The following is a 26094-nucleotide window of genomic DNA, read 5'->3' as shown; positions in this document are numbered from 1 at the left end:
AGGAAAGAAATGGACTTCACGCTCGACGAGGAGCAGAAGGAGATCCGCGACTGGGTGCGGACCTTCGTGCGCAAGGAGATCATCCCGCTGGAGCCCGAGGTGCTGCGCCGCGAACGCGCGGGCCAGCCGGGCCTCGCGCGGGACGAGCTGAAGGAACTGCAGGACAAGGCCAAGCAGGCCGGGTTCTTCGGCGTCCTCACGCCGCAGGAGTTCGGCGGCATGGGCCTCGGCGCGGTGATGACCGCGCTCCTCGAGGCGGAGCTGGGCCGCAGTTTCGTCCCGTTCCGCTTCGGCGGCTACGCGGACAACATCCTGTTCCACGGCAACGAGGAGCAGAAGCAGCGCTACCTGCTGCCGACGATCTCCGGCGAACGCGTGTCGTGCTTCGCGATCACCGAGCCCGGCGCCGGCAGTGACGCCAAGGCCATCCGCACGTCCGCCGTCAAGGACGGCAACGAGTGGGTGATCAACGGCGAGAAGACCTTCATCACCCAGGGCAACGAGGCCGACTTCGTCATGGTGTTCGCCGTGACGGACAAGGAGAAGGGCGCCGACGGCGGCGTCACCTGCTTCCTCGTCGACCGCGACATGGGCTGGAAGTCCGAGCCCATCCCGACCATGGGCCAGTGGGGTCCGGCCGCGCTCGTGTTCGACAACGTCCGCGTGCCGGAGGAGAACGTTCTCGGCGAGGTCGGCAAGGGCTTCCACCTCGCGATGCAGTGGATCGGCCAGGGCCGCTACCTGCTGCCCGCCCGCGCGCTCGGCAGCGTCGAGCGGCTGGTCGAGATGGCGATCGAGCAGGCCAAGAACCGCGTCACGTTCGGCCAGCCCATCGCCGAGTACCAGGCCATCCAGTGGATGATCGCCGACTCCGCGGTCGAGATCGAGGCACTGCGCTGGCTCGTGCTGCACGCCGCGTGGCTCGTCGACCAGAAGCAGGACTCGCGGCAGGCGCAGTCGATCGCGAAGCTCTACGGCGGCATCAAGGCCAACGAGATCGTCGACCGCGTGCTGCAGATCCACGGCGGCATGGGCTACACCCGCGAACTGCCGATCGAGCGCTGGTACCGCGAACTGCGGCTGCTGCGCATCTACGAGGGCACCGACGAGATCCAGCGCCGCACGATCGCCCGCAACCTCCTCAAGGGCCACGCGAACATCCGCGGCACGCTCGGCTAGCCCTATCTTGGGGAAATGCTCAACCACGACATCCTCGGCGTCGTCGAACGACAGGTCCGCACCTGGTCGGCCGGCGACGCCGGGGTGTACGCGGCGGCGGCCGGCGGCCCCTCCCCCGCGTTCGCCATCCCGTTGCTGCAGCACGGCGGCCCGCAACTCGGCCTGACCGGCGCCGACATGACTCAGGTCCTGCACGCCGAGCAGTCGTTGTGGCTGCACGGCAAACTCCCGGCGCACGGTTCCACCGTCGTCACCAAGACCGTGACGGACATCTACGACAAGGGTTCCGGCGCTCTCGTCGTCAGCACGTGGGAGTCGGAGTACGCGACAACGCGCTCGTCGTGCTTCGTCAAGGGCGAAGGCGGTTTCGGCGGCGAACGTGGTGAGACGCGGGAACTCACCGTCCCCGGCACCCGCCCGGAGATCAGCTTCTTCCGGACGACGGCCGACCAGGCACTGCGGTACCGCGAGACCGGTGACGAGAACCCGATGCACCACGACGCCGAGTTCGCGCGCCGCGCCGGGTTCGCGCAGCCCATCCTGCACGGCCTGTGCACGCTCGGGATCACCGTGCGCGGCCTGGACTTCACCGAGTTGCACGCCCGGTTCACCGCGCCCGTGACGCCCGGTGACGAGCTCCGGATCGAGCGCTGGCCGACCGGCGAGTTCCGCACGTTCGCGAACGGCCGGCAGGTTCTGCTCGGATCGGTTCGGTTTTCCGAAGTGGACAGCCGCTGAAAGTTCGCACGATCGTCCCATGAGCAGTGCCCTGGCAACCGTGGACTCCGGAATCGAACCTGTGCGCGTGGCGGTGGAGTCCCGTGACCTGATCAGCGCGGCCGGCGTGACGCACCTGTTGAAGAACTCACCTCGCGTGCGGGTGGTCCAAGACCGTTTGGACGCACACGTGCTGCTGGCTCTGGTGAACGAGCTGTGCGCGCAACAGGCCGCACGGCTGAGGGCCTGCGGTTCGCCCAAGATCGTGGTGATCGCGGCCCGAGTGCACGACCTCACCCCGTCGATCGCGGCCCAGGCGGGGCTGGCGGTTCCGTTGCGGCGGGCGGACGTCAACGCCGAACGCCTGATCAAGCTGCTCGTCGGCGGCCAGGCGGTGCAGGACCGCTCACCGGTGCTGAACGACCGCGACCTGCAGCTGCTGAAGCTGCTGGCCGACGGCGCGACCATCGCGGAGGTCGCCGCCCGGCTGTTCTGTTCGGAACGGACGGTGAAGTACGCGCTGCACCAGTTGCTGGAACGGTTCGGGCTGCGTAACCGGGTGCACGCGGTGGCGTGGGCGCTGCGGTCCGGTTTGCTCTGACAGCTCCGCGACTCCTGTTGAGACGCAACGGATCGAACAACCACGGACGGCCTATAACCTCTCCCGGGATCGCTCCCGCGGAATGGCCTTCGTCATCCGGACGAGGTGGGCGACGCCCCCTGCCGTTCCGACGAAGGAAAGTCATGCGCTTCAGCCCGTCCATCGTGCTGTCCCGGATCCTCGAGGGCACGCTCGCCCTGCTCGGCGTCCCCATCTTCTTCGCGGAGGTGAACGACACCAGATGGATCGCGTTGTGGGACCTCATCGCCATCATCTACCTCACGATCCGCGTCATCCGCCTCAGTCGCAGCAAGCGGGCGGGCGACGACAAGGGCGCGTGGGTCAAGAGCGCGCTGGGCCGCCGCAGCGGCACCCTGTTCACCCTGTTCACCAGCCTCGTCGGGATCACGTCCGGCCTGACCATCGTGCTCATCGAGGAAGGCACCCAGGCGGCGGTGCTCGCCAAGGCCATGGGTGTGCTCGCCGTGCTGCTGGCGTGGGCGATCCTGCACTTCGGCTACGCCGACCGCTACGCGCAGGCCTACTACAGCGCCCTGCCCGAGAAGCTGCTGGTGTTCCCCGGCACCGAGCACCCGACGTACATCGACTTCACGTACTTCTCGTTCACCGTCGGCACCACGTTCGCGGTCTCCGACGTCGACTCGCACACCTCCGCGATGCGGCTGCGGGTCCTCGCGCACGGCGTGCTCTCGTTCATCTACAACACCGCGATGCTCGGCATCGCCATCGGCGTGATCGGCGGCTGATCACCCGAGTGGCCGTCAGGCGAGGCCGAAGACGGAGGAGAGCTGCACCCGCCTGCTGATGCCGACCTTGCGGTAGACGCGGGTGAGGTGCAGCTCGACCGCCCGCTGCGTGACGTTGAACCGCGCCGCGATCGCCCGATTCGTCTCGCCTTCCAGCACCAGCAAGACGATTCGCGACTCGTGCGGCGACAACCTGTCCCACGCCGCCCCGCGCGGCGGCCGGTGCTCCCGGCCCAGCGCCGCCCGTGCCTGCTCCACCAGATCGGCCGCCCCGGCACGTTCGGCGTCGGCCAGCGCGGCACGGGCGGATCCGAGCGCGAGATGCATGCGGGCGCGCTGGTGCGCCAACAGCGTGCACGCCCAGACCGGCGGCAGCGTTCCCGTGCAACCGAGCCGCACCAGCATCTCCCGTGCCTCGCCAGACCTACCTCTGTCCACACAGGACGCTACGAACGCCGCCGCCCCCAGCGCCACACAGCCCCGCAGCGGTGACGCCTGGGCGAGTTCCCGCATCAGCCGGGAGACCTCGGTGTGGTCCCCGGCGGCCCGATGTGCCCACATCTCCAGAGCGGTCAGCCAGTCCCGTTCCGCGCCGGCGAGCTGCGACCGCAACTGGGGCGCGAGATCCAGCACCGCCCGTTCGGAACCCCGGCGCAGCAGACCGAGTCCGGCGAGGGCGAGCGGAACGACCCGCGGCCCGTTCTCGGGAAGATTGCGCAGGACCCACTCGGGATCCTGCGGGACGACGGGTTCGGCCGCGTAACCGAGCAGGCCCTCGTCGCACTGCCAGTCGAGCACCACCGCGTCGAACCACTCCCCCGCGGCGGTCCGCTGCCGGGCGAGTTCGCCGGCCTGCGGTGCGATGCCGCACCGCAGGTGGAGCTTCGCCATCGCCACGGCCACGCGCTCCGCGATCTCGCCGTCCAACGGCTCCCGCAGAGCAGCGCGCAGGCACCTCGCCGCCTGCTCCGGCCGCCCGGCCGCCTGGTGCAGCCGCGCCGCCCCGTGCAGCACCGGCGCCACCCACCGCGCCCCGACAGGTTCCGCGCACGCCACCACGTGCTCGGCGACGGCGACCGGTGGATCGCACCGCCGATGCAGGACCTCGGCAGCCGCGCGGTGCAAGGACTCGCGCGCCTCAGGCGCCATCTCGTGCCGGATCGCATGGCTCAGCGCCGGCGACCGGACGCGCATCGGCTCGCCGACCGCGAGACGCGCGTCGACAAGGCGTTCGAACGCGGCCAAGGTGCGGAACGACCCCATCCCGGCGACCTCGCACAGCACGTCGAGCGACGCGCTGCCCAGCACCGCCAGCGAACGGGCGACCGCGACCGCGTCGGCGTCCAGCACCTCCCAGCTCCGGCGCACGGCCCTCAGCAGCCGTGGCAGGCGCAGGCCGGGAAGCACGGCGGGCAACGAGGACAGGTCCGTGACCACGTCCAGGACGTCGCTCAGCACGCCGGGAGCCCCGCCGCTGTACTCCAGGCACACCGCTACCAGCTCCGGCGGGACCTCGGCGTCGAACCGCCGCCGGATCATCTCCGCGACCGCGTCGGCGCCGACCGGCCGCAACGGCACCCGCACGGCGTCCACGACCGCCAGAGCGTCCGGATCGCAGTCGCCCGCGAGCAGCACGGCGCCCCGGAAACGCGCCAGCCGGTCGGCCTCCTCCGCGCAAAGCCGCTCGGCGTCGTCGACCACCAGCACCGTGTGGCTGTCGACCCCGCTCAACGCCCGCAATCCGCGAACCGGCCGCAACCCGCTGCGCACCGCGATTGAAGACGCAACGGACAGCAATGCGCTTTTGCCCATACCAGTTGCACCATGCACAACGCACGAGCGAGCGCCACCGCTCAGCGCCTCCGTCAGAACGGCGATCTCCCGCTCACGGCCTACGAGCAGGCCACCGGCCCTGCGCACGGCTGTGCCCACGAGACCAGGGCTGAGTGGGGCGACCATGTCAACCAGCAAATCGTGCACCGACCCGCAGGACCATGCAGAAGCACCGGCAGAAGTTCCGCAGGTCTGCCCCTTCGCACAGCATCGGACGTCGCAGCACCCGCCGAGAACGCGAAAACCATTCGACCAATCAATTGGTAATGACAACAACAGCTCGTGAACCAATTCGCTGCGGATTACGTGATTCCCTATGTACACCTCACGAACACCTCTAGGAGTTCCGATGCGGGTCGCGTCACGCACCGTCTTCGACTTCGTCCGGCCGAACGGCTCCACCGCGCCGGTCGAGACGGAGCTGCTCTACCGGTCGGAAGACCCGTTCGCGGTGACGATGAGGTTCAGCGCGGGCGGCTCGGTCGCCACCTGGATCGTGGGCAGGGACCTGCTCGTCGAGGGCATGAGCACGAGATCGGGTGACGGCGACGTGCGGCTGCGGCCGCACTCGAGCCGGGTGCTGGTGCTGGAGCTCGTCTCCGACCGGCACATGACGGTCTTCCGGGTGCCGGCGCGCACGCTGCGCAAGTTCCTCGACGCCACCGACCGGCTGGTACCGCGCGGCACCGAGCGGTTCGACGCCGACGCGTTCCTCAGCACCGTCCTACGCTGAAAGGCCGAGCTCCTCCGCGAGCTCGTGCTGCAGCTTCGTCATGCCGGGCGACTCGTAGCCCTCGCTCTCGGCCAGTGCCCGCACCCGGTGCCGGACGGCGGCGTCGTGGTCGCCTGCGCGGTCGCAGAGCCCGGCGATCTCCATCAGCACGGCCACCTTGACCTCCGGGTCGGACAGCGACTCCACCGCTGCGGCCAGCTGGTCGCGTGCCTCGGCGAACCGTCCGGCGGCGGCCAGCACGCGGCCACGGGTGTGCCTGGCCATCGACAGCAGGTTCGCCGCGCCCCGCCCGAGGAGTTCCTCGGCGTGCGCCACCACGCTCAGCGCCTCGTCGTGCTCGCCGGTCTCGACGAGGGCGTCCGCCAGGCGGAGCGCCAGCTGGGCGGCGTTCTCCAGCGCCACGCCGCGCTGGTCGCCGCGCAACGCGCGTTCCTGCTCGACACACGCCCGGTGCGTGTCGACGGCCTCTTCGAACCGGCCCTGCCGTTGCAGCAGAACACCCGAGTACGACAGCGCGAACACCACGTCCATCGGCCGGCCCGCCTCCCGGAACAACTCGGCGGCCTTCCTGGCGTGGGTCACACCGTCCGCGTGAGTGCCGTCGCGGTTCGCGATGCCGGCCCGGTAGTAGTGCGCCCAGGCCCTCTCCGCCAGCGAGCCGCACTCCCGCGCCGCCCGCAACGCCTCGTGGTGCCACCGCTCGGCCAGCGGGATGTTGGTGTGCCGCGCGGTGTAGACCCAGCACACGAAGTTGAGCTGCTGGGCCCGCTGTTCCTCCTCGCCCAGTGCCGCGGCCGCGCCGACGCCCGCCGTGTAGACCTCCAGCCACAGCTCGCCCGTGCCGCGGTGGTCCGAGTACCAGTGCATCGACCTCGCCAGCGCCAGCACCTGCTCATGTGCGCCGTCGGCAACCGCCTCGCGGAGCGCCCCACGCCAGTTCGCGAGCTCTCCGGACAGCCAGCGGTCCGCTGCGGCCAGATCGGCCGCGCCCTGGTCGTCCGGCAGGAACGCCGATGCGTGACTCGTTGCGGTGGACAGCAACCAGTCACGCGTGCGCAGCCGGTGTGTCTCGACGTCGGGTTCGTCGCTGTGCAGCCGTTCGCGCGCGTAGTCGCGGATCAGGTCGTGGAACGAGTACCGGCCGGGAACGCCCGCACGGAGAAGGCTCGCGTCCACGAGGTCCTCCAGCAACGCCTCGGTGTCGTCGGTTCCGGCCGCCACGGCAGCGAGTTCGACGGACGTGTCGGGGCCGTGGATCAGTGCGAGCCGGCGGAAAAGGGTCGCCGCCGCGGGTGCGAGCAGACGGTAGGACAGCTCGAACGCGGTGCGGACCTGGACGTCGCCGCTCGCGAGCACGCCGAGCCGTTCGCGTTCGTCGGAGAGCTGGTCGGCGAGGTGCCGCAAGGACGACGTGGTGCGGCCCGCGATGGTGAGCGCCAGCGGCACCCCTCCGCACAACGACGCGACCCGGTCCGCCGACTCCAGGTCGGCCGCGATCCGGCCGGTGCCGGCGGTCGCCGCGAGCAGCGCTACGGCGCAGTCGTGCCGCAGCGGGCCGAGGTCGAGCCGCGCGCGGCTGTTCAGTCCCGCCAGCACGTTGCGGCTGGTCACGATCACGAGCGAACCGGGGCTCACGGCGAGCAGCGGCCGGACCTGGGCCTCGTTCGCGGCGTTGTCGAGCACGAGCAGCACCGTCCGTTCGCGCAGCAGCGAGCGGTAGAGGCGAAGGCTGTCGTTCGGATCGGACGGCATCTTGGCGTCCGGCACGCCGAACGCCCGCAGCAGCCGCGCGACGGCCCGTTCCGCCGAGAGCGGTGACGGGTCCATGCCGCGCAGGTCGAGGTGCAGGCAGCCATCGGTGAACTGGCCGGCGAACCGGTGCGCCGCGTCCACCGCGAGAGAGGTCTTCCCCACGCCGGGCGGGCCGTGCACGACCACGACGTCCAACACGGGCGACGCCGCCGCACGGCTGATGTAGCCGGCAATCTGCTGCTGCTCGGCTTCACGGCCGATGAGCGTCTCGGCCTTGGGTGGCGTGCAGTCTGTGCGTTCAGGACGTGGTTGCGAGGCCTCAGACGACCGTGCGAGCGCTACGAACCCCTCGGCCTCTTCGTTCCGCAGGCCCAGTCCGCTCACCAGCAGGTCGACGGTCTGGGCCTGCGGGGTGTGCACGCGGCCGCGTTCGAGGTCGCTCAGCGTGCGGACGCCCAGACCGGTGCGGGCGGCCAGGTCCTCCTGGGTGAGTCCCCTGCGGCGCCGGTAGAAGCGCAGGAACTCGCTGAAGGTGGTCGCCCGCATTCCCTCACCCTCCGGACAGGCACTTCCGCACCTCGGCGGCGATCTCGCGCGTCGCGTCCGTGTCCCACCGTTCGCACGCCGCGAGCGAGTCTCGCAGAAGACGCCGGCACGCGCTGTGGTCACCGCGTGACTCCGCGTTGTCCGCGAGTGCCCGCAGGATCTCGATCTCGCCCACGCCGTCACCCAGCGCACGGAACCCGGCGAGCGCCCGGTCCAGGTCCTCGTCCGACTCCGCGAGGCGACCGGCCGCGCGGTGGGCGAGACCGCGGTGCCACAGGGTCGTGGCGAGCCAGGACTCCATGTGGGCGCGCTCGTAGACGCCCTCGGCCTCGGTGAGTGCCGCGACGGCGTCGTCCGGCCTGTCGACGTCTATCAGCGCGAGGCCGAGCCATCCGAGCGTGCGGCCCAGTGCGGAGAGTTCGTAGATTGTGTCGGCGTAGGCGCGCTGTTCCTTCGCCACTTCTTCGTGTGCGGTCACGGCGGCGATCGGGCGGTTCATCAACCGCCACAGCACGCCGAGGACGGACCGCGCGTAGTGCTCGTCCATCGGCTCGTGCATCGAGTCGATCGCCTTGAGGCACACGCGTTCGGCCTCGTCGAACTGCCCGAGCCCGCTGTACGAGGCCGACGCGATCAGCCACACCCAGCCGAGGTGCCCGGTCTCCCCCGACTCCTCGGCGATCCGGGCCGCGCCGGTCAGCACCTCCAGCGCCGGTCCCGGCCTGTGCGCGACGTCGAACAGCACCCAGCCGAGCTGGCCGCGCACGACGATCTCCTGCCACGGTTCGCGCGCGGAGGCGAGCGCGAGGCGGTAGACCCGTTCCCAGACCAGGCCCGGTTCGATGGCCGCGTAGTGCGAGAGGGCGATCACCGCGCGGGTCACGTCCTCGTGCAGACCCCTGGCCTGCGCCCGTTCGACGATCTCGGGCAGCAGGTCGCGGTGCTCGTCGAGCCAGCGTCGTCCCGTCGCGACGTCGTCGAAGGTCCTGCGCCGCGGACTCACCCGCCGGGCGTCCCCGGTCTGTCCGAAGAGGACTCCGGCGGCCACGGTGGTCTCCAGGAGCCAGGTGAGCATCCTGCGGTCCGCGTCGGCGTCGCTGGCGTCGACCAGGCCGGTGGCGAACGTCCGCACGAGGCCGTGGATCGCGTGACCGCGGTCGTCGGGGTCGAGGAGGCTGACGTCGGCGAGGTCCTCCAGCGCCTGTTCGGCCTCGCCGGCGGTGATGCCGGCCAGTTCTGCCGCGAGCTCCGGGCCGACGTGGGTGCCGACGAGCAGCCCGAGCCGCCGGAACACCAGCCGCGCGGTCTCCGGCAGGTGCGCGAGCGACACCTCGAACGCGCCGCGCACGTCCAGGTCGCCCGCGGTGAGCGCGGCCAGGCGGCGTTCCTCGATCTGCTCCACGAGGTGACCGAGGGGCCAGCGCGGACGGCTGGCGAGCCGGTTGCCGGCGATCCGGAGCGCGAGCGGCGACGTCCCGCAGAGCCGGACGAGCTCGCGCGCGGTCCCGGGATCGGCCTCGACGCGGTGCGCGCCCATGATCGACGCGAGCAACTCGACGGCGCACGGTTCGGTGAGCCCGCCGAGCCGGATCCACGTCGCGTCCGCCAGCCCGGCGAGCCGGTGCCGGGACGTGACGATCGTGAGGCAGCCCGGATCCGCCCTCAGCGTGCGGACCTCCTCCTCCGTGGTCGCACCGTCGAGCACGAGCAGCAAGCGTTTGCCCGCGAGCAACGACCGGTAGAGCCGCGCCTGGCCGTGCACGTCCTCTGGCACGTGTTCGGCGGGCACCCCGAGGTCTTTGAGCAACCGCTGGAGGGGCTGCGCAGCGCTCTCCAGGTCGATGAGCAGCTGACCGTCCGGAAAGCGGCCCTCCAGCAGATGGGCGGCCCTCACGGCGAGGCTCGTCTTACCGGTGCCGGCGGCCCCGTGCAGCACCACGAGCCCGTTGGGCTTGTGCGCGATGGCGTCGAGTTCGGCGTCACGGCCGACGAGGTCCGCCACGTACATCGGGAGCGACCAGACCGGGCCGGTCAGCGCGACCCGGCCGGTCCTGGCGAGCCGGCGCAGTTCGGCCTGGTCGTGTTCGCCGAGGTCCAGCGCGTCGATCAGGGCCTCGGTCGTGCGGCGCTGCGGGGAACGGGCACGGCCGCGTTCCATGTCGCTGATCGCGCGGACGCTCACCCCGGACCGCTCGCTGAGCTCTTCCTGGCTGAGCCCGGCGTTCTTGCGGTGCCGCAGGAGCCGGGCGCCGAACGTCATGGCACAGAAGTTAGTGGGTCAAGCTCGTGATCATCTGCGCGCACACGCGGGAGAGGTGCCGGCGCATCACCGTCGCCGCCCTGGCCGCGTCGCCGTCCGCGATCGCACGGACGAGTTCGTCGTGGTCGTCCATCGACGCGTGCTGGTGCGGCGGGTCGTCGTCCAGCGCACTGCGCAGCAGCACCACTCGTTGCTGCACGAGCCGCACCTGCTCGGCGATGTACGGACTGCGGGCGGCCTCGATCAACGTCTGGTGGAACGCGAGGTCCAGCCGGTACGGGAACGGCTGCCCGGCCTTGTAGTTGCGGCGGCTCTCCGCGCACACGTCCTGCAGCCGCACGAGGTCGACATCGGTCCGCCGCGACGCCGCGAGTTCCGCGGCCGCGCATTCCAGCGCGGTGCGCAGTTCGAACAACGCCCTGACGTCCTCGGGGCTGGCGTCGGGCACGAACGCGCCGCGGTGCGGGACGAGGGTCAGCAGGCCCTCGGAGGCCAGGTGCCGGATCGCCTCGCGCAACGGCCCGCGGCTGATGCCGAGCTTCTGCGCCACCTCGACCTCGTTGACCCGCGAGCCCGGCGGGATCTCCCCGGTGAGCACCTGCTCGCGCAGCACGTCCACGGCCTGCCCGGCCAGGCTGAGGTGCAGTGGGACCGGAGGTGTCACCTTCGTCTCCTGATCTGGACGGCACCGGCCGTCCTCCCGCTAAACTAGCGAACGTGTCAACTGTCGACAGTTGGCAGTTTTACTCACAGGCTGGAGGGGCGACATGGCACACGAAGTGGTGGCTGAGGTCTGGCGGGGCGATTTCCTCGAGTCGGTGCACCACGGCACCGTCGTCGCCACCGATGCCTCCGGTGACCCGGTCCTCTCCATCGGCCGCCCCGGCGACGTCGCGTTCCCGCGTTCGTCGAACAAGCCGCTCCAGGCCCTCGCGATGCTGCGCAGCGGCCTCGACCTCGACGGCGCGTTGCTCGCCCTGGCCTGCGCGTCGCACTCGGGCGAGGACTTCCACGTCGCCGGCGCCCTGCAGATCCTGGCCTCGGCCGGTCTGGGCGAGGACGCCCTGCGGTGCACCCCCGACCTCCCGCTCGGCGAGCAGGCGCGCGCACAGCACCTCGCGCAGGGCCTGGCCCCCGCCCCGAAGTACATGAACTGCTCCGGCAAGCACGCCGCCATGCTCGCCACCTGCGTCGCCAACGGCTGGTCCACCGGCGACTACCTGGACCCGGCGCACCCGTTGCAGGTCGCGACCCGCCTCACGATCGAGGACGTGGCCGGCGAGCCCGTCGCCCAGGTCGGCGTGGACGGCTGCGGCGCCCCGATCTTCGCCATCAGCCTGACCGGCCTCGCCCGCGCGTTCGGCCGTCTCGCCAGCGCCGCCGAGGGCACCCTCGAACACCGCGTCGCCACCGCCATGAGCACCTACCCGCAGTGGGTCGGCGGCACCGGCCGCGACGTCACCGCGCTCATGGACGCCCTGCCCGGCGTCATCGCCAAGGACGGCGCCGAGGGCGTCTACGCGGTCGGCCTGCCCACCGGCGAGGGCGTCGCGCTGAAGATCGCGGACGGTTCGTCGCGCGCCCGCGCGGTCGTCGTCGTCGCGGTGCTCAAGCGGCTCGGGGTCGACGTGAGCAAGGTCGAGGACCTCGCCACGGTGCCGGTTCTCGGGCACGGCCGCGCGGTCGGCGCGGTCAGGCCGTCGCTCGCGCTGGCGAGTTGACGCCCCACCGCCCGTGAACGGCCACCAAGCTCGAATCCCACGCCCCAGCCACTAAGCTGGGGTTTATGGGCGATTCGAAGGACGAGGACGAGAAGTTCCAGGAGGAACTGATCGGTCTCGACCCACACGACCCCGAGACGAAGGCGTTCGCCGACCATCTCGACAAGATGAAGCGGCAACGCCCGGGCTTCACCGTCGAGGGCTATCTGGAGGGCGTGCAGGACTTCGCGGACTCGGCGAACCGCACGACGGGCCACCAGCGGCTCGTCGCCGTCATCGTCGTCGGGCTCATCCTGCTGGGCGTTCTCCTCACGATCTGGTTCGCACTCGGCGACATCATCGCCATCATCTTCTGAGTCGAACATCTTCTGGACACGAACGAGAACGAGTCCTTAACGGGGCCTTACGGCGCCGCAGCCCACAGCGTCGCCGGGAAGCCCTGAGGGCAGGCCGGAGTTATAAAGAGACATGGAACCTGTTGTCGGCGCCACCCCCAAAGTCGTGCGTTCCGAAGAGGAATGGCGCGCCCAGCTCAACCCCGCCGAGTTCGCGGTGCTGCGGCAGGCAGGCACCGAGCGTCCATGGACCGGCGAGTACACCGAGACCAAGACCGAGGGCGTCTACGAGTGCCGTGCCTGCGGAGCCGAACTCTTCCGCAGCGACACCAAGTTCGACTCGCACTGCGGCTGGCCGTCGTTCTTCTCGCCGCTGGCCGGAGACTCGGTCATCCTGCGTGAGGACCGCGCGCTCGGCATGAAGCGCGTGGAGGTGCTCTGCGCCACATGTCACAGCCACCTCGGGCATGTTTTCGAGGGCGAGGGGTATCCCACCCCGACGGATCAGCGGTACTGCATCAACTCCGTCTCCTTGAAACTCGTTCCGTCCGAATAGGAGACTGAGCTCAGTCCGGTCACCAAGGATCCGGACGGACCTGGGAGGCACAATGATCTTCCGCATCGCCCTGCGCGGCACTGACGGTGAAGGCTCCGGCGGAGTCGACGGCGGCTCGTCGAGCTAGCCATAAGCAGTAGCAAGAGGCAGAAGACCGGCAACCCTAAGGCTTCGTCAACAAGCCTTGTGGGGCTGTGGCGCGGACCACACCATTGACTCACCGAAGCACTTTCGGGGCAGTCAGGGGGTGGGTCGCATGCCAAGGCCTTGGGGATTGTCCGGACCTGAGTTCCTTCAGCTGTACTGGATCGGGCTGGCACTGGCGGTGCTGGTCGCGATCGTCGTCCGGGTACGCGTGCGGGCGGGTCACCGCACCCAGCCCGTGCGCTCGCTCGACATGGACGAGCTCGCATTTCTTGCGGGCGGTCCAAGGCGCGTGGTCGAAACGGCCGTCGCGCGACTGCTCACCTCGGGTGAGCTCAGGCCTTCACGGCGGGGCACCGTTCAGGCCACGTCCACCACGCAGTCGCTCAACCCGGTGGACCGCGCGGTCGTCACCGACTGCCAGCGCTACATGAACCGCACGGTCAAGCTGATGATCGAGTCCGTCTCGGTGGACCGCGTGGTCACGGGGATCGGCCAGCGACTCGAGGACATGGGTCTCCTGGTCAACCGGGACGTCGCGAAAAGCGCGTTGCGCAAGGGATCCGTCGCCCTCTGGGTGCTGCTCGCGATCGGGATCGCGCGCTGGGTCAACGGCATCGCGATCGACGCGCCCGTCGGCTGGCTCACGCTGCAGCTCGTCCTCACCGGCCTGCTGATCCTGTTCCTCACCCGGCGCGGCAAGAAGATCGTGCGCACCGGCAAGGGCAACGCGGTTCTCGACGACGCTCGCCGCACGAGCACCAGGGCTGCGGGAAGCGTGGACGAGGTCCTGTACGCGGGCGCGGCCGGCGCGGTCCTCTTCGGCGGTCTCGTCATGTACCCGGACCTGGCGGTGCGCACGTCGTTGCTCGCCTCCTCCAGTTCCGGCGGCTACAGCAGCGGCAGCCACAGCACGTGTTCGACCGGTTCTTCTTCGTGTTCAAGCGGAAGCAGCTGCGGCGGCGGAGGCGGCGGCTGCGGCGGTGGCGGAGGCGGCTGATCGGTCGTTCGGTCCTTTTCAGGTAACAACAGGAACCCAGGGGTAGATCTCACGTCGAAGATGCACCGACACCAGTGAGGGGAGTGCTGATGTCCAAGTCTTCGGCACCGCACCAGACCACGTGGTCCGCGGAGGAGATCGGGTTCCTGGCAGGGGGACCGGGCAGGGCGGCGGAGGCCGTCCTCGCCCGGTTGCTGGACGGCGGTCTCGTGCGCATCTCCCGCGAGGGACTCGTGACCGCCGTCCACCAGAACGGTTACGGGGCCAGGAGCGCGCTGGAGGCGTACGTCCTCGCCGGACTCCAGGGCACCGCTCGCCCGATCAACCAGGTCGTGCAGGTCGCGATGGCGAGCCACGAGATGGGCGCGCTGCATGAGAGCCTCGTCGCCCGCGGCATGGTGCAACGCCAGTTCGGAAAGCCGCGCGGCGGCAAGATCGCGTTGCGGGTGGTGCTGTTCCTGCTGGCGTTCGTCTCGGTGTTCGTCGCCTTCGCGATCGACGCGAGGCTGTTCCTGCTGACGGCACTGCTGGTGTTCGCCGCGATCCTGCTGCGCAAGCCGGGCAGGCTCACGAGGAACGGCAAGACCGTGTGGCTGTACGCGCTGAGGAATCCGCGCAGCAGCGCGGACTCGGTGGCGTTGTACGGCCTGCGCCGGGGCAAGCAGCGATCGACGTCCTCCAGTTCGTACGTCGCCGCGAGCAGTTGCAGCTCGTACGACTGGAACCACCACAGCTGCGGCGGAACGTCGAGTTGTTCGAGCAACAGTTCCAGCAGCTGCGGCAGTTCCAGCAGTAGCAGCTGTTCGAGCAGCAGCAGTTCGAGTTGCAGCAGCAGTAGCAGTAGCTGCAGCAGTTCCAGCAGTTGAGGGGGAAGCTGATGGAAACACCGACAACGGCGCAGGGGACGTGGCTGTCCGCGGAGGAGGCCGGCTTCCTGACGGCCGGTCCCCGACGGGCCGCGGAGACCGTGCTGGCCCGGCTGATCGACACCGGACTCGTGCGGGTCTCCCGCGACGGCCTCGTCTCCGCGGTGCACCAGAACGGCCAGGGCGCCACCACCTCGGTCGAGGCGCGGATGCTCAGCCACGCGCAGACTCCCGTCCGGTTCGACACGATCGTGCAGTCGATCGCGAGGAGCACGGAGGTCGCCGACCTGTACCGGCACCTGTTCAGCCGCAGGCTCATGCAGGTGCCTCGCCGCCGCGGCGACGGCTGGTGGTTCTCCCTCGCGGTCGCGGGCATGCTGACCCTGGCGGGATTCGTCTCGCCGGCGTTCTTCGTCGGCGTGCCGGTCGCCCTGTGCTTCTCCTTCCTGCAGTACGGCAGGAGCCCGGTCACCAAGGCCGGCAAAGAGGCGCTGAAGCACGTGACCGCGCACGACAGGGTGCACGCAGTGGCGCTGCACGGATTCACCGGCAAGGTCGGCGGGCAGAACGTCGGCGAGTTGTTCGACCTCCCGCAGAGCGTCGTGAAGATGATCCCGCCCAAGGCGCACAAGGCCGGGAAGCGGTCCAAAGCGGACGGTGGCGGGTGCGGTGCGGCGTCGAGTTGCAGCAGCTGTGGTACCACTTCCAGCGGTTGCGGCGGTTGCGGCGGTTCGAGCGGTTCGAGTTGCGGCGGCAGCAGCAGCTGTGGCGGCGGAGGAGGAGGCGACTGATGGTGACATCGACGACAGCACGCGGAACGCGGTTGCCCCCGGAGGAGATCGGCTACCTGGTGGCGGGACCCGGCCGGGCGGCGGAGACCGCACTGGCCAGGCTGCTCGACGCCGACCTGGTGCGCGTGTCACGCGACGGGCTCGTGTCCGCCGTGCACCAGACCGAACTGGGGGCCTCGACCGCGGTCGAGACGTTCATCCTCGTCAACCTGCGCAAGGCGGTCCGGTTCGACGCGGTCGTGCGGAACGCCGCGAAAAGCGCGGAGATGCGGGCGTTGCACCAGCAGCTGCGGGCACGCAGGCTGACGCGCGACCCCCGTCCCCGGCTCGCGGCGTGGTGGGTGTTCCTCGCGATCGGCGTCGTCCTGACTCTGCTGGCCTTACTGGAGCCGTGGACTCTCTTCGGTGCGGTGATGTTCCTGGGTGCCGCGTACTGGACGTACGGCGCGAAACCGCTCACCAGGGCGGGCCGGGCGGCGTTGAAGGACGTGACCGCGAGCGACAGGGTTCTCACGGTGGCGTTGGAAGGTTTCCGCGGCAGGATCGGCAATCAGAGCGTCGGCGAGCTCTTCGGTCTGCCGCAGAGCGTCGTCAAGATGTTGCCGCGCAAGAAGAAGAGGAAGGCCGGCAACGGAGGCGCCACGGGCGCGGCCGGCTGTGGCAGCAGCAGTTGTGGCACCAGCAGCAGTTGTTCGTCGGGCAGCGGCAGCAGCTGCAGTGGCGGCAGCAGCTGTGGCGGCGGTGGAGGAGGAGGAGGCGACTGATGGCGGGCATCAAGGACCTGGGTGTCGGCATCGGCTGGCGTTCCGAGATCGACCTGACCGTGGAACGGCTGCCCGGCGTGGACTTCGTCGAGGTCGTCGCCGAGAACCTCCACATCGGACACCTGCCGGAGTCGGTGACGCTGCTGCTGGAGCGCGGCGTCCCGGTGCTCCCCCACGCCGTGTCGCTCTCGCTGGGCAGCGCCGACCAGGTCGACCTCCACCGGGTCGAGCACCTGGGCGCCGTCGCCGAGGCGGTCGGCGCGCCGATGGTCAGCGACCACGTGTGCTTCGTGCGGGCGGGCGGCCTCGACTCCGGCCACCTGATGCCGGTGCCGCGCACCAGGGACGCGCTCGACGTGCTCGTCGCGAACGTGAGGCTGGCGCAGCGGAACCTGCCCGTGCCGCTCGCGCTGGAGAACGTCGCCGCCCTGCTGGAGTGGCCGGACGGCGAGCTGTCCGAAGGCCAGTTCCTCGCCGAGCTCGTCGAGCGCACGGACTGCTGGTTGCTCGTGGACGTCGCGAACCTCTACGCGAACGCCCGCAACATCGGCACGGATCCGGAGCGGTTCCTCGACGAGATCCCGCTGGAGCGCCTGGCCTACGTGCACGTGGCCGGCGGCGAGCAGCACGGCGGCATCTACCACGACACGCACGCGCACGCGGTTCTGCCGGAAGTCCTGGAAGTGCTCGACGAACTGTGCTCGCGCGTCGCCCCGCCCGGCGTTCTGCTGGAACGGGACGACAACTACCCGTCCGACACCGAAATCGCGAGCGAGCTGGCCGCGATCCGCGCGGTGGTGGACAAACATCGTGGCTGAAATCGCGGAAGGAAATGGCCTTTCGTCCGCACGCGAAAGGCTTGCCGCCCAGCAGGCCGAGCTGCTAAATGCATTGCTCGCGAACGGACCGGCACCGGCGGGATTCGACGAACAACGCCTCGCTGTCGAACGCCGCGCGTTGCTGTCGAAACGGCGCGGCATCGTGCGGATGCTCGGGCCCGCGGTCGCCGACGAGCTCGGCGACCGGTTCCGGCCGCTCTTCGACGCCTACGCCGCCGATCACCCACGTCGTGCGGGGTCTCGCGCACGCGAGGATGCCACCGCGTTCGCGGATTGGTGCCGCGCTTCCGGAGAACTGTCGGAAAAGCGCAAGGCACGCTGGAAGTTCTGGCAGTCGAACTGACGGGCGAGCAAAACGGGGGCCAGAATCCCCCGTTCGGCCCTGTGTGACCCCCAGCGCCATCGATACGTTCGAAAGGGTTGGGGGACCTTTTCGCATTGCCTTCGCTTTGCCGCGAAAGGCCTTCCGGCCTGCGCGGACCACAGCGCGCAGAATTCGAACCACGAGGGGATTCGAATGCGCGGAAAATCCAAAGTGCTGGGCGCCGTCACGGCGCTCGCCCTGACCGTGGCACCGGCCGCCACAGCCGCGGCCGCTCCACCAGCGGGCAACGCCCCGCAGAAGACCGTCGACGAGGTCACCCTCGTCACGGGCGACAAGGTCCTGCTGGGACACGACAGGCAGGTGGTCGCGATCCAGCCCGGTGAGGGCCGCGGGAACATGGCCTTCAAGACCGCCCGCACCGCGGACGGTCACACGATGGTCGTGCCGAAGGACGCGTTCGAGCCCCTGGCGGCGGGCCGGCTCGACCGCAGACTCTTCGACGTCACCACGTTGCTGGAGTTCGGCTACCGCGACCGCATGCCGTTGATCGTGGACGGCCGGGCGAGACTCGGCGCCAGGTCCTCGAACGACTGGACGGCGCTCAAGGCCGAGGCCGCGACCGGCGACAAGGTCTGGCTCGACGGCATCCGCAAGCCGAGCCTCGACCGCAGCGTCGCCCAGATCGGTGCGCCGGCCGCCCACCAGCAGGGCATCACCGGCAAGGGGATCAAGGTCGCGATCGTCGACACCGGTGTCGACGAGAAGCACCCGGACCTCGCCGGTCAGCAGATCGCGGAGAAGAACTTCACGACCGACCCCGACAACACCGACAACGTCGGCCACGGCACGCACGTCGGGTCGACCGTCGCGAGCCACGACTCGAAGTACGGCGGCGTCGCGCCGGGCGCACAGCTCCTCGACGCGAAGGTCTGCGTCGAGTTCGGCTGCCAGGAGTCCTGGATCCTCGACGGCATGCGCTGGGCGGCGGAGCAGGGCGCCCAGGTCGTCAACATGAGCCTCGGCGGTGGCGACACCCCGGAGATCGACCCGCTGGAGCAGGCCGTCAACGACCTGACGGCCCAGTACGGCACGTTGTTCGTCATCGCGGCGGGCAACTCGGGTTCGCCCGGCTCGGTGAGCTCACCGAGCACGGCGGAGGCCGCGCTGTCGGTCGGCGCCGTCGACCGCGACGACAAGATCGCGTCGTTCTCCAGCAAAGGCCCTCGCGTCGGAGACAGCGGGCTCAAGCCCGAGGTGACCGCACCGGGCGTCGACATCGTCGCCGCCAAGGCCGGTGGCGCGGACCACTTCGCGGCCAGCGGCACGTCCATGGCGACCCCGCACGTGGCGGGCGCGGCGGCGTTGCTCAAGCAGCAGCACCCGGAGTGGACGCCCGCACAGCTCAAGTCGGTGCTCGCGACCACGGCCAAGCCCACCGAGGGCGTCAGCGCGTTCGACCAGGGCGCCGGGCGCATCGACGTGGCCAAGGCGATCGGGCAGGTGCTGACCGGCGACGTCACCGTCAACCTCGGCCTGCACGAGTGGCCGCACGGTGACGACAAGCCGGTGACCAAGGCGATCACCTACACCAACCCGACGGACGCGGCGATCACGCTCGACCTCGCGCTCAAGGGCGGCGCCCCGGCGGGCATGTTCACGCTGGGCGCCACGAAGGTCACCGTGCCGGCCAAGGGCACCGCGTCGGTGAACGTCACCGGCGACACGCGTGTCGGCACCCAGGACGCCGCGTACGCGGGCGAGGTCGTCGCCACGTCCGGTGCGCACACCGTCCGCACGCTCGTCGGCGTCGACCGCGAGGTGGAGAGCTACACCCTCACGATCGACATGATCGGCCGCGACGGCGGGGACCCCGGGGTCTCGTTCACGTTCCTGGTCGGCCTGGACAACAACACGTTCAAGCCGGTCTCCGGTACGGGCGACGTCAAGATCCGCCTGCCCAAGGGCACGTACTTCCTCGACACGACGCTGTACGACGGCGAGCGGGGCATGGACCTGCTGTACCAGCCCACCGTGAAGCTGACCGGCGACACGACGGTCAAGCAGGACGCCCGCCTGGCCCAGCCCGTGTCGGTGAAGGCGCCGGAGGAGACCGGTGACTTCACGCTCGGGATCATCGCCTTCCGCCGTGCGGTCGACGGCGAGAGCCGCCTGCAGGGCACGATGCTCATGTTCGGCGGCTTCGAGGGCGTCGGGATCGCTCAGGCAGGCGGACCGTTGCCGCCCGCCGACCTGTCGTCGCTCGCGATGCTGCAGGCCAACACCACGGCCGACCCGCACACGTTCTACCGGCTCGCCTATCCGGTTCCCGGCGGTCTCCCCGTCGGCCTCGTCAAGGCGCCCGCCCAGAAGGACCTGGCCAGGGTCGAGTCCACCATCGGCGGCCAGAAGCCGGACAGCCAGGCGTCGAAGGGCGAGCTGCCGGTGACCCCGCAGGGTCTGGGCGGCGGCACCGCGCTCTACCCGGTGGCGCCGGGCGCGACCGCGGTCGACTACGTGAACACCGAGGACGTGCGCTGGCAGTCCGCGATCATGACGCGCCACGCCAACGGCGCCCAGGAGCGCATCACCTCGGCGATCCGCACGTACAAGGCCGGTAAGACCTACCAGGAGCGAGAGGTCCGGCCGGTGTTCTCGCCGGGCCTGCCCGAGGCCGAGTACGGGTTCGTCGAGCGGTACGGCACGCAGTTCTACGTCAGCCCGCCGATGACGAGCGACGGCACGCACGGCGACGGCACGTCCACTGTGGACACGGCGAGGGCGGCCCTGTACCGCAACGGGGTGCTGCTCGGCGAGACCGACACCCCTGGTGGCCTGTTCTCCGGCGTGCCGCTGCCGCAGGGCGACTTCCGCGCCGAGGTGAGCCTCGACCGGAGCTCGCAGTTCGAGTTCAGCACCAAGGTGTCGGCGGCGTGGAACTTCAAGTCCAAGGGCACCGAGGGCAAGATCGACGCGCCGTCGCTGCCGGTGGTGAGGTTCGAGCCGAGGCTCGACGCCGACGGCGCGGTGCCCGCGGGCACGTTGCAGCGCGTCGGGCTGCTCACCCAGTCGCAGGGCGACGCGGGCAAGGTGCGCGTCACCGGCGTCGAGTACTCGCACGACGACGGCAAGTCGTGGCGCCGTGCGGGTGTGGTCGGCAACAGCGCGTTGATCTACCACCCGGCCGGCGCGAAGTGGACCTCCTTGAAGGCCACGGCGAAGGACGCCAACGGCCACACCGTCGAACTGACGGTGATCCGCGCCTACAAGGTGGCGTAGGAAAACGGAAAGGGCCGCCTGGACACCGTCCAGGCGGCCCTTTGCCGTTGTTACGGCAGGTTCAGCACGAGCTCGGCCGCCGGCACGCGGGTGCCCGTGTAGAACGGGATCTCCTCGCGCACGTGCAGCCGCGCCTCGGTGCCGCGCAGGTGCCGCATCAGGTCGACGATGCGGTGCAGTTCGTCGGCCTCGAACGCGAGCAGCCACTCGTAGTCGCCGAGGGCGAACGACGCGACGGTGTTCGCGCGCACGTCCGGGAAGTCGCGGGCCTCCTTGCCGTGGTCCGCCAGCATCTTGCGGCGGTCCTCCTCCGGCAGCAGGTACCACTCGTAGGACCGCACGAACGGGTAGACGCAGACGTACTTGCGCGCCTCCTCACCCGCGAGGAACGCGGGGATGTGGCTGCGGTTGAACTCCGCGGGACGGTGCAGCGCGACCTGCGACCAGACCGGCGTGGAGACCTTGCCGAGCGGGGTGCGGCGGAAGCCCGTGTAGGCGGCCTGCACCTGCTCGATCTCCTCGGCGTGCCACCAGATCATGAAGTCCGCGTCGGCGCGCAGACCGGCCACGTCGTAGACGCCGCGCACAACGACGCCCTTGCCCTCCAACGCGTCCAGGTAGTTCTGGGTCTCGCTGGCCGCCGACGAACGGTCGTCCGGCAGCTTGCCGGGTTCGACCCGGAACACCGACCACATCGTGTAGCGGATGGTGTCGTTGAGCTCGGTGTAGTTGAGGCGCGCCATACGTCCATCTTGGCACGGGCCCCTCAACGGCGAACGCGGCCCAGCAGGTGTGCTGCGACACGGGCGGCGGCCGCGTCGGCGGTCGCGATGCAGGCCGGCACACCCACTCCGTGCAGGGTGGCGCCCGCGACGGCGAGACCCGGCACGTCGGCGATGCCGCGTTCGATGGTGTCCACCAGGTCGACGTGACCGACGCCGTACTGCGGCAGCCCTCCGCCCCAGCGCTGCACCACGTAGTCGATCGGCGCGGCCTTGATGCCCGTCAGCTCGTGCAGGTCGTTGCGCACGGCCTTGACGAGGTCGGCGTCGCTGCGCTGCAGGAGCGCCGTCTCGCCGTGCCGCCCGACCGAACCGCGCAGGATGACCGGCTCGCCGTAGTGCGCCCACTTGCGGCTGGAGAACGTGAACGCCTTGGCGGTGAAGGGGGTGATGCGGTCCGAGTACCGCTCCCCCTCCGCGATCAGGATGCCGGAGCGCCGCGGCAGCTCGGTGCCCGGCGGCAGCGCCAGCGCGACCACGGCCATCGAGGCGACCTCGACCTTGCCGTACGCGGCGGACACCTGCGGGGCGATCTCGTGCAGCAGCTTGCGCGCGGACGGTGCCGGGACCGCGAGGACGACGCCGTCGCACTCCAGGTACTCCGGGGTCGCGGCCGAGCCGATCTCGAGCCGCCAGCCGGCGCCGAGCCACGACAGCACGCGGACCGGCAGACCTAACCTGACCTCGGGCTTCGCGACCTCGGCAAGCCTGTCGGCGAGCGACGACACGCCGTTGGAGAGGCTGGCGAACACCGGCGGGCGCGCGGCGCGGGGCTGCGGCGGCGCGGGCATCATCATCGCGGCGGCCGCGAGCAGTGAGCCGACGCCCTTGTCCAGCAGGGTGGCGATCTGCGGCATCGTGGCGCGCAGGCCGAGCTCGTCCGCGCGGCCCGCGTAGACGCCGCCCAGCAACGGGCTGACCAGGCGGTCCGCGACCTCCGGGCCGAACCTGTCCTTCATCAGCGCGCCGACCGCGACGTCACCGCCCCGGAGTTCGATCGACGGCAGCGTCGGTTCCATTTCGACCCGCAGCGCGCCCTCGGACGACAGCATGTGTCGCACGGTCTCGACGCTCGCCGGAACGCCCATGAACGTGTGCGCGGGCAGCTGGTGCGTGCGCCCGGCCGCGTGCACGCTCGCCTTCGCGTCCGTGGGGTGCACGACGTGATCGGCGAGCCCGATCTCGTTGATCAGCTCCTGCGCCTCGGGCTTGCGGTGCAGGAACGCCTCCGCGCCCACGTCGAACCGCACGCCCGCGAGTTCGGTCGTGCGCAGCTTGCCGCCGAGCCGGTCGGACTGCTCGATCACCGTGATCCGCGCGGCGGGTCCGAGCAGCATCCTCAACCGGTGTGCGGCGGCCAGACCGGAGATGCCTCCCCCGACGACTGCGACGTGTGGCGCTCTTGCGTGCATTACAAGCTGTGGATCAGTTCGACGGTCCGGGTGATGATCTCCGGATCGGTGTCGGGCAGCACGCCGTGGCCGAGGTTGAAGATGTGGCCCGCGGCCGCCTTGCCCTCGGCGTGGATGCGGCGCACCTCGCGTTCGACGGCCTCGAAGCCCGCGAAGAACAGCGCGGGGTCGAGGTTGCCCTGCACGACCGGCTTCGGCAACTCGGGGTTCGCCTGCTCAAGGCGCTGCACGGCGACGTCCAGGGGGATGCGCCAGTCGACGCCGACGACGTCCGCGCCGGCCTCGCGCATCGCGGGCAGCAGTTCGCCGGTGCCGACGCCGAAGTGGATCCGCGGGACGGTGGTGATCGTCTCCAGGACGCGCTTCGAGTGCGGCAGAACGAACTCGCGGTAGTCGCGCTCGGACAGCGCGCCCGCCCACGAGTCGAACAGCTGGACGGCCTGGACGCCCGCGTCGAGCTGCGCGTGCAGGAACGCCGTCGTGACGTCGGCGATCTTGGCGAGCAGCGCGTGCCACAGCTCCGGGTTGCCGTGCATCAGTGCCTTGGTGCGCTCGTGGTTCTTGCTCGGCCCGCCCTCGACGAGGTACGAGGCCAGCGTGAACGGCGCCCCCGCGAACCCGATCAGGGCGACTTCCTGCGGGAGTTCCTTGAGCAGCAACCCGATCGCGTCCGCGACCGGCTGGACCTGCTCGGCGTGCAGCTCGGGAAGAGCCTTCACGTCGGCGAGCGTCCTGACCGGGTTCGCGACCACGGGACCGGTGCCCGCGACGATGTCGAGGTCGACACCGGCGGCCTTGAGCGGCACGACGATGTCGGAGAAGAGGATCGCGCCGTCGACCCCGTGCCGCCGGACGGGCTGCATGGTGATCTCGCAGACCATCTCCGGGTCCATGCACGCGTCGAGCATCGCGGTGCCCTGGCGGAGCGCCCGGTACTCGGGCAGCGACCGTCCGGCCTGCCTCATGAACCAGACAGGGGTGTGCGACGGGGTGCCGCCACGAGCGGCCACGAGGAGGGGGACTTGAGTGCTCATATCTCTTTCATGGTCCCACGTCCCGGCGTGCCGCCATCACTCGGCCGGATTGCGAGGCATACAGTCAGTTGTGTGACCGAGCCGGAAATCTTCCGCCGGGCGGTGGGGACGCTCAAGTCGGTTCGCCACAGGCCCGAGATCGAACTCACCGAAGTTCGCCCACCGCAGCGGCTCGCTCCGTGGGCGTACGCGCTGACGGCTGAGGTCACCGGCCCGTCGGACGAACTGTCGACCGGAAGGCTCGTGCTGCTGCACGATCCGGACGGCGACGAGGCGTGGGGCGGTGTCCTTCGCGTCGTGGCGTACGTCCGTGTCGAGCTGGACCACGAGCTGGCGTCCGATCCCCTGCTGCCCGAGGTCGGGTGGTCGTGGCTGACCGAGGCGCTGGAGCAGTCCGGGGCCGGGTTCACCGCGCTGGGCGGGACCGTGACGCAGACGTCGTCGGCCCGGTTCGGCGACATCGCGGGACCCGCGCGCACCGACGACCTGGAGCTGCGCGCGTCGTGGACCGCGCTCGACGGAGAACTCGCCGAGCACGGCACCGCGTTCTACGAGCTGATGGCGACGGCCGTGGGGCTGCCGCCGGTCGGCGTCACCCTCTTCGGTCAGCGCTAGTTCTCGTCGGCTTCCCGCAGGACTCGCAGGACGTTCGCGCCGGCGAGCTTGGCGCAGTCGTCCTCGGACCAGCCCTTGTCGAGCAGCGCGCCGAAGAGGTTCGGGTAGGTCGAGACGTCCTCCAGGCCCCGCGGCAGCGCCTGGACGCCGTCGTAGTCGCCGCCGATGCCGAGGTGGTCGACACCGACGACCTCACGGGCGTGGTCGAGGTGCAGGACGACGTCGTCGAGCGTGGCGGCCGGCTTCGGGTGCTCGACGACCCACTTCTCGCCGAACGCCTTGCGCTCCCCCATGTCGGCGTGGTTCGCGCCGGCGGCCGTCATGGCCTCACGAAGGGCTGCGTCCCATTCAGCGACACGAGGTGAGACGAAGTCCGGCACGAATGTGATCATGGCCACACCGCCATTTGCCTTCAACTTGGCCAGCACGTCGTCCGGGATGTTGCGCGGGTGGTCCGCGACGTGGCGGCACGACGAGTGGCTGAAGATGACGGGCTTGACGCTCGTGTCGAGCGCGGCGTGCATCGTGCTGGGCGCGACGTGGCTCAGGTCGACGAGCATGCCGATCCGGTTCATCTCGCGCACGACGTCGCGGCCGAACTCGGTCAGCCCGCCGTGTTCTGGCTGGTCAGTCGCGCTGTCGGCCCACGGGGTGTTGTCGTTGTGGGTCAGCGTCATGTACCGGACGCCCAGGCGGCGCAACGCCCGCAGGACACCGAGTGAAGAGTTGATGGAGTGCCCGCCCTCGGCCCCGATGAGGGAGGCGACACGCCCGGTGGCGAAAACTTTTTCGGCTTCCGCGGCGGTCGTCGCGATGCCGAGGTGGTCGGAGTAGCGCTCCGCCAGCTCGTAGACCAGTTCGACCTGTTCCAGCACGGCGGTGACGGCTCCGTCGCCCGCGAGCCTGCCGGGAATCCAGACGGACCAGAACTGCATCCCCAGGCCGCCCTCGCGCATTTTCACGAGGTCCGTGTGCAGGCTGGGATGACGTTCCGTGAGATCGATCTTCGCGGCGGTCGTGTAGACGTCCTCGCCCGTTCCGTCACCGAACTCGCGCAGAGCCCACGGCAGGTCGTTGTGGCCGTCGACGAGGGGGAAACGCTGCAGCAACGCCCGCGCTCGTTCGAGTCCGGAACTGCTAGGCACAACCAACTCCAAGATGTCGTTCTGAGAGGGGCTCGCGTTACACCCCCTATCTAGTTGTCATCCAATCGTGTGACACATGGGGCCATCTGTCACAACTCAAT

The 26094-nt window shown here is 70.1% G+C and carries 24 protein-coding genes; 16 read left to right on the top strand and 8 right to left on the bottom strand.

The window, feature by feature from the left end; translation table 11 throughout:
• Positions 1 to 9 precede the first annotated feature (9 nt).
• The 4 genes from SK571_RS36375 (at position 10) to SK571_RS36360 (ending at position 3264) form a co-directional block, all read left to right on the top strand.
• On the top strand, positions 10 to 1179 hold the full coding sequence (locus SK571_RS36375) for an acyl-CoA dehydrogenase family protein (RefSeq protein WP_319988647.1): 1170 nt from the start codon (positions 10 to 12) through the stop codon (positions 1177 to 1179).
• A gap of 15 nt (positions 1180 to 1194) precedes the next feature.
• Positions 1195 to 1917, top strand: a complete 723-nt coding sequence (locus SK571_RS36370) for a MaoC/PaaZ C-terminal domain-containing protein (protein ID WP_319988646.1) — start codon at positions 1195 to 1197, stop codon at positions 1915 to 1917.
• Between the two features lie 19 nt (positions 1918 to 1936).
• Positions 1937 to 2497, top strand: coding sequence for a helix-turn-helix transcriptional regulator (locus SK571_RS36365; RefSeq protein WP_319988645.1), 561 nt, complete (start codon positions 1937 to 1939; stop codon positions 2495 to 2497).
• Positions 2498 to 2640: 143 nt separating this feature from the next.
• On the top strand, positions 2641 to 3264 hold the full coding sequence (locus SK571_RS36360) for a DUF1345 domain-containing protein (protein WP_319988644.1): 624 nt from the start codon (positions 2641 to 2643) through the stop codon (positions 3262 to 3264).
• 15 nt (positions 3265 to 3279) lie between these two features.
• On the opposite strand, the gene SK571_RS36355 is transcribed toward SK571_RS36360, so the two are convergent.
• Positions 3280 to 5076 carry a helix-turn-helix transcriptional regulator gene (locus SK571_RS36355; RefSeq protein ID WP_319988643.1) on the bottom strand — a complete coding sequence of 599 codons (1797 nt, stop codon included), beginning with the start codon at positions 5074 to 5076 and terminating at the stop codon, positions 3280 to 3282.
• A gap of 370 nt (positions 5077 to 5446) precedes the next feature.
• Here SK571_RS36355 and SK571_RS36350 point away from each other — a divergent pair, with 370 nt between their 5' ends.
• Complete coding sequence (locus SK571_RS36350; protein WP_319988642.1) at positions 5447 to 5830, top strand: SsgA family sporulation/cell division regulator; 384 nt, start codon at positions 5447 to 5449, stop codon at positions 5828 to 5830.
• Here the strand turns inward: SK571_RS36350 and SK571_RS36345 are convergent.
• The 3 genes from SK571_RS36345 to SK571_RS36335 are packed head-to-tail and all read right to left on the bottom strand — an operon-like array spanning position 5822 to position 11052.
• Positions 5822 to 8128 (bottom strand): helix-turn-helix domain-containing protein, encoded by a 2307-nt coding sequence (locus SK571_RS36345; protein WP_319988641.1) that lies wholly within the window; start codon positions 8126 to 8128, stop codon positions 5822 to 5824. The genes SK571_RS36350 and SK571_RS36345 overlap by 9 nt on opposite strands.
• A 4-nt stretch (positions 8129 to 8132) precedes the next feature.
• Positions 8133 to 10388, bottom strand: coding sequence for a helix-turn-helix domain-containing protein (locus tag SK571_RS36340; protein WP_319988640.1), 2256 nt, complete (start codon positions 10386 to 10388; stop codon positions 8133 to 8135).
• A 10-nt stretch (positions 10389 to 10398) separates the two neighbouring features.
• The gene (locus SK571_RS36335) at positions 10399 to 11052 is read right to left on the bottom strand and encodes a GntR family transcriptional regulator (protein WP_319988639.1); all 654 of its coding nucleotides are present in this window, start codon (positions 11050 to 11052) and stop codon (positions 10399 to 10401) included.
• Positions 11053 to 11155: 103 nt separating this feature from the next.
• On the opposite strand from SK571_RS36335, the gene SK571_RS36330 reads away from it, so the two are divergent.
• The 10 genes from SK571_RS36330 (at position 11156) to SK571_RS36285 (ending at position 21005) form a co-directional block, all read left to right on the top strand.
• A complete protein-coding gene (locus tag SK571_RS36330) occupies positions 11156 to 12109 on the top strand; it encodes an asparaginase (protein ID WP_319988638.1) in 954 nt (317 codons plus the stop codon).
• Between the two features lie 65 nt (positions 12110 to 12174).
• On the top strand, positions 12175 to 12465 hold the full coding sequence (locus tag SK571_RS36325) for a hypothetical protein (protein ID WP_319988637.1): 291 nt from the start codon (positions 12175 to 12177) through the stop codon (positions 12463 to 12465).
• Between the two features lie 112 nt (positions 12466 to 12577).
• Complete coding sequence (gene msrB, locus SK571_RS36320; RefSeq protein ID WP_319988636.1) at positions 12578 to 13000, top strand: peptide-methionine (R)-S-oxide reductase MsrB; 423 nt, start codon at positions 12578 to 12580, stop codon at positions 12998 to 13000.
• A 256-nt stretch (positions 13001 to 13256) separates the two neighbouring features.
• Positions 13257 to 14144 carry a TIGR04222 domain-containing membrane protein gene (locus SK571_RS36315; RefSeq protein ID WP_319988635.1) on the top strand — a complete coding sequence of 296 codons (888 nt, stop codon included), beginning with the start codon at positions 13257 to 13259 and terminating at the stop codon, positions 14142 to 14144.
• Positions 14145 to 14233: 89 nt separating this feature from the next.
• Complete coding sequence (locus SK571_RS36310) at positions 14234 to 15010, top strand: TIGR04222 domain-containing membrane protein (protein ID WP_319988634.1); 777 nt, start codon at positions 14234 to 14236, stop codon at positions 15008 to 15010.
• Between the two features lie 11 nt (positions 15011 to 15021).
• Positions 15022 to 15801, top strand: a complete 780-nt coding sequence (locus tag SK571_RS36305) for a TIGR04222 domain-containing membrane protein (protein ID WP_319988633.1) — start codon at positions 15022 to 15024, stop codon at positions 15799 to 15801.
• Positions 15801 to 16565, top strand: coding sequence for a TIGR04222 domain-containing membrane protein (locus SK571_RS36300; protein ID WP_319988632.1), 765 nt, complete (start codon positions 15801 to 15803; stop codon positions 16563 to 16565). Before SK571_RS36305 ends, SK571_RS36300 begins: the two co-directional genes overlap by 1 nt.
• The gene (locus tag SK571_RS36295) at positions 16565 to 17383 is read left to right on the top strand and encodes a DUF692 domain-containing protein (RefSeq protein ID WP_319988631.1); all 819 of its coding nucleotides are present in this window, start codon (positions 16565 to 16567) and stop codon (positions 17381 to 17383) included. Before SK571_RS36300 ends, SK571_RS36295 begins: the two co-directional genes overlap by 1 nt.
• Positions 17376 to 17747: a hypothetical protein gene (locus tag SK571_RS36290; protein WP_319988630.1), complete on the top strand. Its 372-nt coding sequence runs from the start codon at positions 17376 to 17378 to the stop codon at positions 17745 to 17747. The genes SK571_RS36295 and SK571_RS36290 overlap by 8 nt, the downstream gene beginning before the upstream one ends.
• Before the next feature lie 174 nt (positions 17748 to 17921).
• Positions 17922 to 21005: a S8 family peptidase gene (locus SK571_RS36285; protein WP_319988629.1), complete on the top strand. Its 3084-nt coding sequence runs from the start codon at positions 17922 to 17924 to the stop codon at positions 21003 to 21005.
• Between the two features lie 50 nt (positions 21006 to 21055).
• Here SK571_RS36285 and hemQ read toward each other — a convergent pair whose 3' ends face one another.
• From hemQ to hemE, 3 genes are read right to left on the bottom strand one after another with little or no spacing between them, the layout of a single operon-like run.
• The gene (hemQ, locus tag SK571_RS36280) at positions 21056 to 21748 is read right to left on the bottom strand and encodes a hydrogen peroxide-dependent heme synthase (protein ID WP_319988628.1); all 693 of its coding nucleotides are present in this window, start codon (positions 21746 to 21748) and stop codon (positions 21056 to 21058) included.
• Between the two features lie 23 nt (positions 21749 to 21771).
• The gene (gene hemG, locus SK571_RS36275) at positions 21772 to 23199 is read right to left on the bottom strand and encodes a protoporphyrinogen oxidase (protein WP_319988627.1); all 1428 of its coding nucleotides are present in this window, start codon (positions 23197 to 23199) and stop codon (positions 21772 to 21774) included.
• Positions 23199 to 24233, bottom strand: a complete 1035-nt coding sequence (hemE, locus tag SK571_RS36270; RefSeq protein ID WP_319988626.1) for a uroporphyrinogen decarboxylase — start codon at positions 24231 to 24233, stop codon at positions 23199 to 23201. Before hemE ends, hemG begins: the two co-directional genes overlap by 1 nt.
• A gap of 72 nt (positions 24234 to 24305) precedes the next feature.
• On the opposite strand from hemE, the gene SK571_RS36265 reads away from it, so the two are divergent.
• Positions 24306 to 24848, top strand: a complete 543-nt coding sequence (locus SK571_RS36265) for a DUF3000 domain-containing protein (protein WP_030479951.1) — start codon at positions 24306 to 24308, stop codon at positions 24846 to 24848.
• Here the strand turns inward: SK571_RS36265 and SK571_RS36260 are convergent.
• The gene (locus SK571_RS36260; protein ID WP_319988625.1) at positions 24845 to 25993 is read right to left on the bottom strand and encodes a dipeptidase; all 1149 of its coding nucleotides are present in this window, start codon (positions 25991 to 25993) and stop codon (positions 24845 to 24847) included. The genes SK571_RS36265 and SK571_RS36260 overlap by 4 nt on opposite strands.
• Positions 25994 to 26094: the final 101 nt, after the last annotated feature.

The sequence above is a fragment of the Lentzea kristufekii genome, assembly GCF_033949925.1.
Taxonomy (GTDB): Bacteria; Actinomycetota; Actinomycetes; order Mycobacteriales; family Pseudonocardiaceae; genus Lentzea; species Lentzea kristufekii.
This window is presented reverse-complemented; position numbering and strand designations above follow the sequence as displayed.